The organism is Nodosilinea sp. AN01ver1 (assembly GCF_050565655.1).
Taxonomy (GTDB): domain Bacteria; phylum Cyanobacteriota; class Cyanobacteriia; order Phormidesmidales; family Phormidesmidaceae; genus Nodosilinea.
Genome location: NZ_JBNXVS010000016.1, coordinates 69643 through 82727, shown reverse-complemented (window position 1 = coordinate 82727; position 13085 = coordinate 69643). Strand labels below are relative to the sequence as shown.

Genomic DNA, 13085 nt, shown 5'->3' with positions numbered 1-13085 from the left:
AAAAGCGGCTTGTTTAAGCATAGCTGAGGACTTGTAAGGTGGCTTTATGGGTATCTCCTGTATCACCAACCAATTTCCTCCGATGCGAACTGCGGAGCGAATACGGCGATAGTGTTTAGCCGGGGTGCGGGAATCTCTGTCCAGCGTACTGTAGCGATCGCTGAATGTCTTCAGGCTCTAGGTAGGGGTAGTCTTCGATGATGGCTTCTGGTGTTTGTCCATTGGCAACCAGGTTTAAAGCTAACGAGACAGGCACTCGCATGACGCGAATGCAGGCTTGCCCTGACATGATTTTGGGGTCAGAGGTGATGCGATCGAAGGTTCTAGAGGGTTCTACCGGGCTCAGTATGCTGGCTACAGCGCTGATTGACTGAAAGCCCCTGATGGCAAAGGTTTAAGGATATATAAATCGTTCTCAGCATACTCGTTCCCGTAGAGCCCAATGATATCTGAGACTGAGAGTTTAGAGATCCAGCTAAACATAACCATTACCCTTAATTGAACTTAGTTAAATATGGGGTTGAACGGCTTCGGTAGCTTCGGCATGATGCCAGTCAGCAGATGTAGGATGATCACAAGGCCTTAGCCCGTGCTCACTATCAAGCTGAATACCTTTCGCACCTCCTCAACCACAATCTCTACCCCTCCTCCGCATTTTCAGCAAACCGCACATCCTCATAGAGCAGTTCAATGGGGGCTTGCCAGTCCACACTGGCGAGGCTCAAGGTTTCTGTTTCTATATAGGTTTGCAAATCCCAACGGCGAGACGAGATGCGACGATAGCGATCAACACTAATTTGGTCAGCACTGATCAAAACATATTCTTGCAGAGTGGGTATTTGGCGGTAGTGCGTAAAATTGTTGCCCCGGTCATAGTCAGCAGTGCTCGGCGATAGCACCTCCACAATTAGGCTCGGGTAGCGAATAAGTTTAATCGCGTTGCGAATGTCCTCCGGACAGGCTACGCCAACGCGTTCATCACAGCTCACCATCACATCGGGGTAGTGGTAAGGCCCATTCTGTGAAACCTCCACCTTGACACCAGCCATTACCACCAGACAGCCCTTACCGCGCAAATGGGCCTTTAGCGCAGACGCTAAATTTAGCGCAATTTGATTGTGGGGAATCGTGCCCCCCGTCATCGCAAAGACTTCCCCATTCACATAGGCGTATTTGCTCTCCTGGGTAGATTCCCACTCCAGGTATTCCTGGGGAGCCATCGGGGTAACGTTGAGCCTTGCGATCATAGGTTTTGCCGAGCCCTTATGGATTGAAGGGAAGCCGGGTTGAGCCTTGCTCCTATTGTGGCACAGGGGTTTTGTCTCACAAGCAGACCAGCAGCCAGGGTTCGGGTACCTCCAAAATAATGACGACTCAGTTCGGTAGCTCAACCCTTGGCAGGCTTAACCTAACTGTCGGTAGTTCAACAGGTCGCCAAGCACCTCCCCCTGCTCTGGCGCGATCGCCTGTTGCACCGCCCTAGTGCCGGGCACCCTAGTTTTGCGGTGCCGCTCATTCTAGGAGGCACAGTCTCCGAGGAGCATTCCAAGCGCTGGAACGAGGGGCAGCAAAGCGTTGACCATCGCCCTCAGCGCTCCCCAATCTGCCCACCCTCAATCTTGGCTTCCATCAGCGCTACCGCTGGCTCGTAAAGCTGCAGCCCCAGCAGCACCAGGCGCACCAGCATTTGGTCGGGGTAGCGCTGGCTTTTCTCCGCTAGCTCCAGAATGCGATCGGTAGGAATGTGGGAGTTAAACAAGATCAAGTTGGCCTGCAGCTCGCTCAGCAGCGATCGCTGGTGGGTTTGGGCGCTAGCTCGCAGGTGCTGCCCAAGGTCGCTGGTCAGCAGTAGCTCCAGAATTTCGGCGATAAAGGGCGATCGTTTGCGGCCCCCTTCTACTTCACACTGGGCCTCAATAGCTGCCAGCAGTTCTGCTGACATGTAAAGCGTGGGGCGACAGCCGCCCTCTGATGCATTTGGCTGGGCTGCATTTGGCTGAGCTTGGTCGTGGGACATGGCGGTAAATTGCTAGCTAGCGGCCTGGTTAGGGCGATCGCATGACTCAGTTACACAAATATCTACTCCGGTTTTCTTCGCAATCCGCAATCATCGGTCAAAATAGAAATTCGGATCAGAGTTGATTATTCAGCCTAAAAGTTGATTAAGTCAGATGAATGTTGATCCTTTCTGTGCTGAACGACTACGCTGGCGAAGATCCTTTAGATGGTGCATTGGCTCAGCAGTGCACCCTACGGTTGACCACCCGCCGACCCATCCACCCACCTACCCATCCACCCCTTCCCCCGTCCCATGGCAAAGTCCCCCACCTCGATCTCCACCAAAATGACCGGCGCGCAGATTCGCCAGACGTTTCTGGAGTTTTACGCGGCGCGGGGCCACGCCATTAAGCCGAGCGCGTCGCTGGTGCCCGAAGATCCCACCGTGCTGCTCACTATTGCGGGAATGCTCCAGTTCAAGCCTATTTTCCTCGGCCAGCGGGCAGCCGATGTCGATCGCGCCACCACCTCGCAGAAGTGCATTCGCACCAACGACATCGAGAACGTGGGCCGCACGGCGCGCCACCACACGTTCTTTGAGATGCTGGGCAACTTCAGCTTTGGGGATTATTTTAAGGAGCAGGCGATCGCCTGGGCCTGGGAGCTGTCCACGGAAGTCTTTAAGCTACCGCCCGAGCGGCTGGTGGTCAGCGTCTTTCGCGAAGACGACGATGCCTTTGCCATCTGGCGCGATCAGGTTGGCATTCCGGCCCACCGCATTCAGCGCATGGATGAGGCCGACAACTTCTGGGCCTCTGGCCCCACCGGCCCCTGCGGCCCCTGCTCGGAGATTTACTACGACTTTCACCCTGAGCTGGGCGACGACAACATTGACCTCGAAGACGACTCGCGCTTTATCGAGTTCTACAACCTGGTGTTTATGCAGTACAACCAGGATGCCGAGGGCAACCTGACGCCGCTGCAAAAGCAGAACATCGACACCGGCCTGGGTCTGGAGCGGATGGCCCAGATTTTGCAGCAGGTGCCCAACAACTACGAAACCGACCTGATCCTGCCGATTATCAAGACGGCGGCGGATCTGGCCGGGCTCGACTACGGCAAAGCCGACGAGAAGACGAAGGTCTCCCTTAAGGTGATTGGCGACCACGTGCGGGCCGTCGTTCACATGATTGCCGACGGCATCACCGCCTCCAACGTGGGTCGGGGCTACATTCTGCGGCGGCTGATTCGGCGGGTGGTGCGCCACGGGCGGCTGATTGGCATCGAGGGCGCGTTCATCAGCAAAGTGGCCGAGACAGCGATTCAGCTGGCGGAGGAACCGTTCCCCAATACCCGGCAGCGCGAGGCCCAGATCAAGGCCGAACTCGATCGCGAAGAGGCCCGCTTTCTGGAGACCCTGGAGCGGGGTGAAAAGCTGCTGGCCGACATTCTCAAGCGCGAGAGCGGCTCGAAGACCAAGCAGATTGCGGGTACCGATGCCTTCGTGCTCTACGACACCTACGGCTTTCCGCTGGAGCTAACCCAGGAAGTGGCCGAAGAGCAGGGGCTCACCGTCGATGTGGCCGGGTTTGAAACGGCGATGGAAGAGCAGCGCCAGCGCTCCAAGGACGCCCACGAAACCATTGACCTGACTGTGCAGGGTAGCCTGGACAGTCTGGCGGAGCACATTCACTCGACCGAGTTTTTGGGCTACAAAGACACCAGCAGCACCAGCAAAGTCGAGGCCCTGCTGGTCGGTGGCGAGTCGGTGGAGGCGATCGCCGCTGGTCAGGAGGCCCAGGTGGTGCTGAACCAGACGCCGTTCTACGCCGAGTCGGGCGGTCAGGTGGGCGATCGCGGCTACCTCTCCGGTGACGACCTGCTGATTCGGGTTCACGATGTCAAAAAGGACGGCGATTTCTTCGTTCACTTTGGCAAAGTCGAGCGGGGAACGCTGGCAGTAGGCGACCAGGTGACGGCGCAGATCGATCGCGCCTGTCGTCGTCGCGCCCAGGCCAACCACACCGCCACTCACCTCTTGCAGGCGGCGCTGAAAAAGTTGGTAGACCCCGATATTTCCCAGGCCGGTTCGCTGGTGGCCTTCGATCGCCTGCGGTTTGACTTCAACTGCCCCCGCGCCCTGACCCCTGAGGAGGTGCAGCAGGTGGAAGAGCAGGTCAACACCTGGATTGCCGAGGGGCACCAGGGCGATGTCAGCGTGATGGCGCTAGAGGAAGCCAAGGCCAAGGGCGCGATCGCCATGTTTGGCGAAAAGTACAGCGCCGAAGTGCGGGTGATCGACTTCCCCGGTGTGTCGATGGAGCTGTGCGGCGGCACCCACGTCAGCAACACCGCCGAGATTGGCCTGTTCAAAATCATCTCTGAAACCGGGGTGGCCTCCGGCACTCGCCGGATTGAGGCGGTGGCTGGCCCCGCCGTGCTGGAGTACCTGAACGTGCGCGATGCCGTGGTGCGCGACCTGAGCGATCGCTTTAAGGCCAAGCCCGAGGAGCTGAGCGATCGCGTCACCACCCTGCAAACCGACCTCAAGACGGCTCAAAAAGAGCTGGAGGCGCTGAAGTCGGAGCTGGCGGTGCTCAAGTCTGACCAGCTGCTGGCCAGTGCCGAAGCGGTGGGCTCCCTCAAAATTGTTGTAGCGGAGCTAGAGGGCGTCAGCGCTGAAGCGCTCAAGACCGCCGCCGAGCGCCTGCTGCAAAAGCTGGGGGCCGGGGCTGTAGTGCTGGGCTCTGTGCCTGAGCCCGACAAGGTGAGCCTGGTGGCGGCCTTTAGCCCCGAAGTGATCGCACAAAAGCTGCAGGCGGGCAAGTTCATCGGCGGCATCGCCAAGATTGCGGGCGGCGGCGGCGGCGGGCGGCCCAACCTGGCTCAGGCGGGCGGGCGCGATGCCAGCAAGCTGCCTGAAGCCTTGGAGAGCGCCAGGGCGCAGCTGTTAGAGGTACTGGGTTAGGTTCGGCTGATTGTGGCAGTCGATTGGTAGGGGCGTAGCATGCTACGCCCCTACGGGGTGACGGATTGTGGCGTCGGGGTTTACCAAATCCCTCGTCCCAGTGCTCTGCATTGGAATGCTTGGCGGAGGCTCTGCCTCCTAAAATGAGCGATGGAACTGTGAGGGAACGGTTATCTAATCTAGACGACGCTTCCTGGAGGGAGGCTTCCCTGCGGGAGCGGCTGTGGTGTCAGGCTCCGCTAGGGTCAGGGTGCCGAACTTGGGCGACCAGAACTCGCCCCGGCTCTGGAAAAAGGCGACCTCTTTGCACTTGCCGCGCCGATGGTCGAGCAGCGAGCAGCGCAGCATCACTTTGTCCTGGCCGTCTTTGGTGTAGGCGTAGCGCTCCAGCAGGGCACCGCAGACCGGGCAGGGGCAATCTGTAAATTGAGCCGGTTGGGTGGTCTGGCGCGGCAGCTCGTAGCGCTTGGCCTTGGCATTCCAGAACATGACGGTGCCGCAGCCGGAGCCAGAGCACTTGAGAAAGTGTTTGGTCTTGAGCTTTTTAGAGCGCGACGGCACTTTGTCCATCGCCTCCCCGCAGGTGGGGCACTTGGTTTTGGTGGGTTTTGCGTTGGCGGGTTTTGCGTTTGATGGCGCGGGTTGAGCGGCGAGTGTTTCACCGGGCTTTTCACCGAAGTTTGGCGGCTTCTCGGCAAAGGTGGGCAGGGAGAGCAGCTGAGATCTGGCTTTGGCGATCGCAGGCCCAAAGTAGCTCTGGTTCCAGCCGATCAGGTAGGTTTGCCACTCCTGCTCGCCCGCTGCGATCGCATCCAGGGCCGCCTCCATTTGGGCGGTAAACTCCGGCTGAATCAAGTCTGGCAGCAGCGTTGCTAAGGCGCTGTCTAGCTCCAGCCCCAGGGCGGTCGGCTGCAGCTTGCCCTGGAGCAGGTCTACATACTCTCGCTGGCGCAGGGTTTTGATGGTGGGGGCGTAGGTGCTGGGTCGGCCAATGCCCTTTTGCTCCATTAGCTTCACCAGCTTGGGTTCGCTGTAGCGGGGCGGCGGCTGGGTTTGCTTGGCATCGGCCTGGGTCTGCTCTAGCCGTAGCGACTGCCCCTGGGTCAGCGCTGGCAGTACAGAGTCGGCGCTGAGGTTGTTCCAGTAGCGGGTGTAGCCGGCAAACTCCAGCACCTGCCCTCGGGCCTCCCAGTAGGCTTGGCCCGACTGGGTGACAATGCGGGTCTTGCGCAGGCGAGCCGGAGCGCACTGAGAGGCCACCGCCCGGTTCCAGATCAGTTCGTAGAGGCGAAACTGCTCGGCGGAGAGGTCTCGCTGTAGCTGCTGGGGCAGGTGGTTAACGTCGGTGGGGCGAATCGCTTCGTGGGCTTCCTGCGAGCCTTTTACGGCCCGGTGCCGGGTGGTCTGGCGGGGCAGGTTGGTGGGGTCGTGCTGCTGGAGATACTGCTGCACCGAGTCCCGAAAGGGGGCCGAAAGGATCACCGAGTCGGTGCGCATATAGGTGATGTGCCCTTTTTCGTAGAGGGCCTGGGCCACCTTCATAGTGTGCTCGGGGCTAAAGTGCAGCTTAGAACCCGCCGCCTGTTGCAGGGTTGAGGTGACAAACGGGGGCGGCGGCGATTGGGTGGCTTGCTTGCCCTCAATTTGGAGCACCTGGTGGGGGTGGTTTTGAGCGATCGCCACCAGTTCATCGGCCCGCGCCTGGGAGATCACCCGCTCGGATTCTTTCTCGGCTCCCTTCTCAAGCCCTTTCTCGTCGGTATCGGAGGCCGACTTGCGCTGGGGCTGAGGGCTGCTGCGGTAGAAGGCTTTGAACCCCTCGCGGTAGCTCACCCAAACGCTCCAGTAGTCTTGGGGCGTAAAGGCCTGAATTTCGCGCTCGCGCTTGCAGAGCAAATGCAGAGCCGCACTCTGAACCCGGCCCATCGATTTGGCTCCGTTGTGCAGGGGCCACACCACGTGACGGCTGCCGGTGTAGCCGACCAGCTTGTCGAGGCAGTCGCGGGCGCGACCGGCGGCAACCAGATTTTGATCGAGGGTACGGGGGCGAGCGATCGCGGCTCTCACCGCCTGGGGCGTAATTTCGCTGTAGACGACTCGCTGGGGCTGGCGCAGGTTAAGCGCCTGCTGCAGGTGCCAGCCAATGGTTTCGCCCTCGCGATCGGGGTCGGTGGCGATATAGACGCGATCGGCCTTTTTGACCGCCTGGCGTAGCTCAGCCAGCACCTTTTTGGCGCGATCGTCGTGGGGCTGGTAGCGGCAGGCGATTTCGGTAGCGCCCAGGTCAAAGCCCAGGGCGTCGTCGCCGTCGTTGGCCAGCTCGCGAATGTGCCCCATGCTGGCCTTGATGATCCAGTCGGGGCCTAAAATTTGCCCCAGTTTTTTCAGCTTGCCGGGGCTCTCAATTAACAGCAGGTTCGGCATCGCCACCTCAACGTGACCCTCAGGTTTAATGGTACACCTGAATTAGTTTTTGGGTGACGTTCCCGTCGTGAGCGTTTCAGCCAACCAATAAGCCCTCTTAAATGGCCAGCAACAGCAGGCTGTAGCCCGCCGCGCCGATCGCAAAGGAGCCGAAGTGGCTTTTGCGCTCCTCCGGCAGTTCTTCTTTGAGCACGTTGAGAATGACGCCGCCCGCCAAAAAGGCAAAGAGAACCGCGATCGCCGCCCGGTGAATCTCGGTACTGGTCCCGATCGCCCAGCCCACCATGATGGCCGCCGCCAAAACCCAGCGCCCGATCTGGTCGTAGTTGTGCTTATGGTCTTGCCGCAGGCCGTAGTCGTTGACCACAAAATGGAGCGCCATGGCCACGGCAAAGGTAAACAGACTGGCCAGATTGGGAGTTTCTCGATGCAGCAGCAGGTAGCCAATCAGGGCGTTGTACACCGCAAAAGAGGCCATATGAATGCCAAATACGTGGCGTTCAGCCACATCCCCTTGCCCCTTGGCCTGATTTTGCTGCCGAGATTGCTTAGTTAGCCGTTCCAGCCCGTAAAAAATAGCGACGCCCAGCAGAGCAATCAAGTACACATGGTTTTCTAAAAACAAAAGCTCTCTATTTAGCGTTGCTTGAATAGATTCTTGCTGTTCGCTGAGTTCAGGCAAAATATGAACGAACACGTAAGCTACCGACACGCCACTGCCAAACGAAAGCCAGCGGCTGCGGGGAACCACCTGCAAAAACAGTAGATTTTTAGCCAGCAGATGCACAATCGCCAGCCCAGCCGCAATCAGCCCCGATAGGGTAACAAGGCCAATACCTGCGCTGGTAACCTCTGGCGTCGTCATGGCTTAACCCTCTTTTTTTGCCTTGACCTGCGAGTTTTTTGCTCGCCAGCCGTCTAATGCTAAACCTGTCCGGTTACCCCCTGTGGGTAGGGGCCTTGCACTACAAGGCCTGGCGAGGCACCTAGTTTGAATCGGGGTTTCTCACGCCGGGACTGGATACAAGCATGGCCCTAGTTGTTCTGGGTCTCAACAATGATGGTGGTGCAGGCCCAAAGCCTTTTTTTGAAATCATTGAACAACTTTGAGAACTTCTACCCCGTTCTTTGGCCTTAATCTTGCCGGTTTAACAGACCTACAATCCAATGTTAACCGTCCAACAGGCTTTGCACCTGCTGAATTAGGACTGGATTGCCCACCTCCTGGGCGATGCTTAGCCCTGTCTCTAGATACTGCCGCGCCAGGGCTGTTTGCCCCTGCTGAGCAGCCACCTGGCCCGCGTTGACTAACGCCTCGACCTCAGCGGCTCGGTTAAACCCCACAGCCAGGGTATCGATCTGCTGCTGGTAGTAGTTAAGGGCGACAGCCAAACTGCCGCTGTCTACCGCTGCATCGCCGAGTTCGGCATAGACCAGGCCCAAAAAAGAGGCCGTTTGCTGAATTTGGTTGGGGTCGCTGCCTGCCAGGTAGGCCGCCAGCGCCGGTTCGAGCAGGGCGGCAGCCCCCGCTAAATCTCCCTGGTTGTAGAGCAGGGCGGCTCTTTGGCGCTGTAGTGCGGCTTGCTCTACAGGTGTTTGAGCCAGTAGCCAGGGCACCACCTCAACCGGAAGTGCCCCAGCTGACGCGCTAGCCGCCTGCGCGGGCCAGGCGGTGATCAGCGTGATGAGCGGAAAGCAAACTGCGATCGCGGCTGCGCCATTGACCATTTCAACAAACTCAACTCAGCATCCATAAACATACCTGTTGCCCAGGCTAGCTCAGCAACAATTCTCTCTATTACTTGGTCCCAGGTGCTCAATTGGCAAGACTGTCCAGCGGCTGATACTGAATTACATTTTAAGGAATAGGTCTAAGGGATAGAACTAAGACTAACGATAGAGGTCAAAGGCGACTGCGGTTCCTAGAGTCTAACCAGATTTGTAGGACCCCCATGGCCCAAGATGTTTTTGATTTGCCCGGTCCTAAGGGGAATTCTCTAGCTGGCAATTTGCTAGAAATGGGGGCCGACCCCCTGGGCTTTTTAACGCATTGCGCCCGCAACTTTGACGAACTGGTGCCAATGCAGCTGGGGCTAACACCCGCCTGCCTGGTCAACCAGCCCGATTTAATCGAAGCGGTGTTGCGCGATCGCGATACCTTCATCAAGAGCAGGGGCTTTCGCGTGCTTAAAACCCTGCTGGGGGAGGGGCTGCTAACCGCCGAGGGCGACTCCTGGTTTTGGCAACGCAAGCTGGCCCAGCCCGTCTTTCACCAACAGCGCATTCACGGCTACGGCCACATCATGGTCGACTACACCCGCCAAATGCTGCAGGGCTGGGGCGACGGCGATACCCTCGATATTCACCGAGAAATGATGGCGCTGACCCTGCGCATTGTCATGAAGTGCATCTTTGATAAAGACGTCAACGAAGGGCAGGCCAGCACTGTCGCCCACGCCCTCGATGTCGCCATGGACTGGTTTGAGAACAAGCGCAAGCAGGGCTTTCTCGTGTGGGAGTGGTTCCCCCGGCCCGAAAATATTCGCTATCGTCAGGCGATCGCCCGCATGGATGAGGCTATTTACGCCCTCATTCAGGAGCGGCGCGAGCATCTGGGCGAATCAAACGACCTCTTGACTATGCTGATGCAGGCCGAAGATGACGCCACTGGAGAGCGCATGGACGACAAACTCCTGCGCGATGAAGTGGCCACTCTAATGCTGGCCGGTCACGAAACCACCGCCAACGCCCTTTCTTGGACATGGATGCTGCTGTCACAAAACCCTCAGGTGTGGGAACGACTGCAGCATGAGCTGGAGACTGTGCTGCAGGGCCGCCCGCCCGCCATCGACGACCTGCCCCAGCTCAGCTACACCAGCAATATCATCAAAGAATCGATGCGGCTGTACCCGCCGGTATCGCTGCTGGGTCGAGAGGTCGCTAAAGACACCACCCTCGGCGACTACCAAATACCCCAGGGCATGGTGCTGCTGCTGAGTCAGTGGGTTATGCACCGCAGCCCCGACTACTTTGACCAAGCCGATCAGTTTTGGCCCGAACGGTGGGACAACAACCTAGAAAAATCGCTGCCCCGCGGCGTTTACTTTCCTTTTGGCGATGGTCCCCGCATCTGCATTGGCAAGGGGTTTGCCCAAATGGAAGCCGTGCTGCTGCTGGCGACCATAGCCCAGCAGTTTAGAGTGCAGGTGGTGCCTGGGTTTGAAATCGTGCCCCAGCCATCTATTACGCTGAGGCCCGAAACCGGCATTCAGGTCACTCTTAACCAGCTCACCCTAGCCGACAAAAACGCCTAGCCGCTCTAAGCTTGGGCAGAGGCATTACACCGACACAGCCTGGGCCGGGTGCTTGCCCTCGCAAAATTCCTCCACAATTTTGCTGTTGAAAGCGGGGATGTCGCCAGGGTTGCGGCTGGTCACCAGACCCTGATCGACCACAACCTCTTGATCGACCCAGTTGGCCCCGGCATTGCTGAGGTCGGTTTTGAGAGAGGGCCAGGAGGTTACCTTCCGCCCCTTAACCACACCGGCTTCAACCAGCGTCCAGGGGCCGTGGCAAATCGCGCCAACAGGCTTGCTGTCGGCAAAGAACGCCCGCACAAACTGAACGGCCTGCTCGTTAGTTCTGAGCTGATCAGGGTTCAATACCCCGCCCGGCAGTACAAGCGCATCGTAATCGCTGGGTTTAACCTGGTCAAGGGTGCGATCGACCGCTACTTTATCGCCCTTGTCATGATGATTCCAGCCCTGAATCGAGTCCCCGTGGGGAGCGACAACGTGCACCTGGGCACCGGCTTTTTCTAGGGCCTGTTTCGGCTCGGTCAATTCTACTTGCTCAAAGCCATCGGTGGCTAAGATCGCCACCTTACGATTTTTAAGTTCTTGAGCCATGCTGATTCTCCTTGGTTATCGGTTTTAAAATTTCACTGCTCTCATTTTGGTTTGCCTGAACTTGCGCCTTCTAGGAACTAATGGGTCTAATCTTTAAGCGCGTCAGCTATAGACACAATCCACTATTTTGCTTAAAAGCAAAGAGCCAATGACATCTACCAGTTGAGATAGTTAACAGCTGGAATGTTTGAATCTACGCCTGTGCCTAACCTCCAAAAGCCGTCAGGCGAAATAGTCCAGATTGAGAGCTACTCTCAGCTTAGGCACTCCACTTGCGCGTAACGTCTAGCCCTGGGTGGAATTCTTGAACCGGCACTGTAAATGGGTTGCAACAGCCCCAGCGGATATCTGTATCAATGCTGTAGCTGATGGGCCAGAGCAATGCCGATCTCAACTCCTAAAAACCCTACTGCCGGGCTACCCAGACCGTATAGCAGCGTCTGGCTGTAAATCCCTTGCCTAACCAAGTTAAACGTTTCTAGCACGTAGGTTGAGAATGTGGTGTAAGACCCCAAAAACCCAGTCAAAACCAAGCTGTTGAAGGGAACATGAGTGCCTGACTGTAAAACGGTAGCCCCAAAACCCATCAGACAGGCTCCAGACAGGTTGACGATAAAGGTGCCCGCAGGAAAGCGCCCACTCATTTTTTGCGTACAGAATAGCGTCAGGTAATAGCGGCTAACTGCTCCTAAAATGGCACCCAGGGCAATCCAGGCGGGCAGAAGTTGGGAGTGCATAATTTTGGTGGGCTACAGCCTTGCGCGAAGTCATTCAGAGGGCACAGGTTTAATTCTAGGCTGATCATTTTGAGTGATTCTGACCCAGCTTGATTAATAACCACTCTGACAGAATAATGCCTAACTGCAGGCTGAGTAAGCCCAACAGTATGCTTCCCATCCAGTAAAATAGAGCCGGGCCGAGCTGCTGCTGCGCCAGGAGGCTGGCGCTATCTAATTCGTAGCTTGAAAAAGTTGTGTAAGACCCCAAAAATCCAGTCAAGAGCAGCAATTTTAGATCGGGATGTCTACTAATTGCTGGAGCTGTAAGTGGGATGACTAAAAGGCCCATGCCAAAACACCCGCTCACATTGATAATCAAGGTGCTAAAGGGCATTGCCTGACCCCAAATATTACTGATGCTGAGCCCAAGATAATATCGGCTCAAAGCGCCTGCGATCGCCCCCAATGCGATCGCTGCGATCGTCCTGACAACCGGCTGTTGCTGCATCGGCTTAGATTCCTAAATCGCGTAACGCCAGCCGAATCTGCTCTAGCCGCCGCCGATTGACGCCCAGATCAGATTCTCCCAACCGCGCCGCCGATCGCAGGTGAATCAGGTGATCTTCTGGCGGCAAATAAAATTCCAAATCGTCAACAAACCCCAGCAGACGACTGGTTGATTTGGCGCGAATGTAGTCATCTGTTTGCACAATAACCTCAGTGCGAGGCACAACCTTCAGCACCTTGACTAGCAGGTCGCGAGCCGCATCGCGATCGCGGCTGTACTCAATGGGTGCGATCGCGTGGGCGGCATCGGCACCCTGGCTCACCCAGCAGTTGGGAGTTTGCGGACAGGGCGACAGTTGACCATCCTGCACGCCCAGCGTCGGCGCTTCGCCCGCAAACTGCAAACCTGGCAATGCCCCGAGCGCTGCGGGCACTGCCCCCGAACTCAGCCAGAGCGCGATCGCGAGTAACCCAGCCAAAACAGTAGACATAAGCAATCTCCGTGGGGAACTGTGATGGAACGGCACTTCTTTTTACAATTAGAAGTGGACTAGAAACAGG

At 57.5% G+C, this 13085-nt stretch carries 12 protein-coding genes; 2 read left to right on the top strand and 10 right to left on the bottom strand.

The window, feature by feature from the left end; all coding sequences use genetic code 11:
* Nucleotides 1-115: 115 nt before the first annotated feature.
* The 3 genes from ACQ4N7_RS14225 to ACQ4N7_RS14215 all read right to left on the bottom strand — a co-directional run bounded on the left by ACQ4N7_RS14225 (nt 116) and on the right by ACQ4N7_RS14215 (nt 2017).
* Nucleotides 116-310, bottom strand: coding sequence for a DUF433 domain-containing protein (locus ACQ4N7_RS14225; RefSeq protein ID WP_430712200.1), 195 nt, complete (start codon nt 308-310; stop codon nt 116-118).
* A gap of 328 nt (nt 311-638) precedes the next feature.
* The gene (locus tag ACQ4N7_RS14220) at nt 639-1247 is read right to left on the bottom strand and encodes a Uma2 family endonuclease (protein ID WP_430712163.1); all 609 of its coding nucleotides are present in this window, start codon (nt 1245-1247) and stop codon (nt 639-641) included.
* A gap of 341 nt (nt 1248-1588) precedes the next feature.
* Nucleotides 1589-2017, bottom strand: a complete 429-nt coding sequence (locus tag ACQ4N7_RS14215) for a hypothetical protein (RefSeq protein WP_430712162.1) — start codon at nt 2015-2017, stop codon at nt 1589-1591.
* Nucleotides 2018-2311: 294 nt separating this feature from the next.
* On the opposite strand from ACQ4N7_RS14215, the gene alaS reads away from it, so the two are divergent.
* Complete coding sequence (alaS, locus tag ACQ4N7_RS14210; protein ID WP_430712161.1) at nt 2312-4966, top strand: alanine--tRNA ligase; 2655 nt, start codon at nt 2312-2314, stop codon at nt 4964-4966.
* A gap of 174 nt (nt 4967-5140) precedes the next feature.
* On the opposite strand, the gene topA is transcribed toward alaS, so the two are convergent.
* The 3 genes from topA to ACQ4N7_RS14195 form a co-directional block, all read right to left on the bottom strand.
* Nucleotides 5141-7390 (bottom strand): type I DNA topoisomerase, encoded by a 2250-nt coding sequence (gene topA, locus ACQ4N7_RS14205; protein ID WP_430712160.1) that lies wholly within the window; start codon nt 7388-7390, stop codon nt 5141-5143.
* A gap of 97 nt (nt 7391-7487) precedes the next feature.
* Nucleotides 7488-8255: a hypothetical protein gene (locus ACQ4N7_RS14200; RefSeq protein WP_430712159.1), complete on the bottom strand. Its 768-nt coding sequence runs from the start codon at nt 8253-8255 to the stop codon at nt 7488-7490.
* 305 nt (nt 8256-8560) lie between these two features.
* Entirely contained in the window at nt 8561-9118 is a 558-nt protein-coding gene (locus ACQ4N7_RS14195; RefSeq protein ID WP_430712158.1) for a tetratricopeptide repeat protein, read from the bottom strand.
* Nucleotides 9119-9342: 224 nt separating this feature from the next.
* On the opposite strand from ACQ4N7_RS14195, the gene ACQ4N7_RS14190 reads away from it, so the two are divergent.
* A complete protein-coding gene (locus ACQ4N7_RS14190; protein ID WP_430712157.1) occupies nt 9343-10704 on the top strand; it encodes a cytochrome P450 in 1362 nt (453 codons plus the stop codon).
* Between the two features lie 24 nt (nt 10705-10728).
* Here the strand turns inward: ACQ4N7_RS14190 and ACQ4N7_RS14185 are convergent, their stop codons facing one another.
* From ACQ4N7_RS14185 to ACQ4N7_RS14170, 4 genes are all read right to left on the bottom strand, one after another.
* On the bottom strand, nt 10729-11298 hold the full coding sequence (locus tag ACQ4N7_RS14185) for a type 1 glutamine amidotransferase domain-containing protein (RefSeq protein ID WP_430712156.1): 570 nt from the start codon (nt 11296-11298) through the stop codon (nt 10729-10731).
* A 353-nt stretch (nt 11299-11651) separates the two neighbouring features.
* On the bottom strand, nt 11652-12035 hold the full coding sequence (crcB, locus tag ACQ4N7_RS14180) for a fluoride efflux transporter CrcB (RefSeq protein ID WP_430712155.1): 384 nt from the start codon (nt 12033-12035) through the stop codon (nt 11652-11654).
* A 64-nt stretch (nt 12036-12099) separates the two neighbouring features.
* Complete coding sequence (gene crcB, locus ACQ4N7_RS14175; protein ID WP_430712154.1) at nt 12100-12525, bottom strand: fluoride efflux transporter CrcB; 426 nt, start codon at nt 12523-12525, stop codon at nt 12100-12102.
* 4 nt (nt 12526-12529) lie between these two features.
* Nucleotides 12530-13015: a DUF1499 domain-containing protein gene (locus ACQ4N7_RS14170; RefSeq protein WP_430712153.1), complete on the bottom strand. Its 486-nt coding sequence runs from the start codon at nt 13013-13015 to the stop codon at nt 12530-12532.
* Between the last annotated feature and the right edge of the window lie 70 nt (nt 13016-13085).

Excerpts from the sequence above, each read along its gene's own strand:
- ACQ4N7_RS14220 (WP_430712163.1), bottom strand. The coding sequence starts at position 1,247 with ATGATCGCAAGGCTCAACGTTACCCCGATGGCTCCCCAGGAATACCTG.
- ACQ4N7_RS14215 (WP_430712162.1), bottom strand. The coding sequence starts at position 2,017 with ATGTCCCACGACCAAGCTCAGCCAAATGCAGCCCAGCCAAATGCATCA.
- alaS (WP_430712161.1), top strand. The coding sequence starts at position 2,312 with ATGGCAAAGTCCCCCACCTCGATCTCCACCAAAATGACCGGCGCGCAG.
- topA (WP_430712160.1), bottom strand. The coding sequence starts at position 7,390 with ATGCCGAACCTGCTGTTAATTGAGAGCCCCGGCAAGCTGAAAAAACTG.
- ACQ4N7_RS14200 (WP_430712159.1), bottom strand. The coding sequence starts at position 8,255 with ATGACGACGCCAGAGGTTACCAGCGCAGGTATTGGCCTTGTTACCCTA.
- ACQ4N7_RS14195 (WP_430712158.1), bottom strand. The coding sequence starts at position 9,118 with ATGGTCAATGGCGCAGCCGCGATCGCAGTTTGCTTTCCGCTCATCACG.
- ACQ4N7_RS14190 (WP_430712157.1), top strand. The coding sequence starts at position 9,343 with ATGGCCCAAGATGTTTTTGATTTGCCCGGTCCTAAGGGGAATTCTCTA.
- ACQ4N7_RS14185 (WP_430712156.1), bottom strand. The coding sequence starts at position 11,298 with ATGGCTCAAGAACTTAAAAATCGTAAGGTGGCGATCTTAGCCACCGAT.
- crcB (WP_430712155.1), bottom strand. The coding sequence starts at position 12,035 with ATGCACTCCCAACTTCTGCCCGCCTGGATTGCCCTGGGTGCCATTTTA.
- crcB (WP_430712154.1), bottom strand. The coding sequence starts at position 12,525 with ATGCAGCAACAGCCGGTTGTCAGGACGATCGCAGCGATCGCATTGGGG.
- ACQ4N7_RS14170 (WP_430712153.1), bottom strand. The coding sequence starts at position 13,015 with ATGTCTACTGTTTTGGCTGGGTTACTCGCGATCGCGCTCTGGCTGAGT.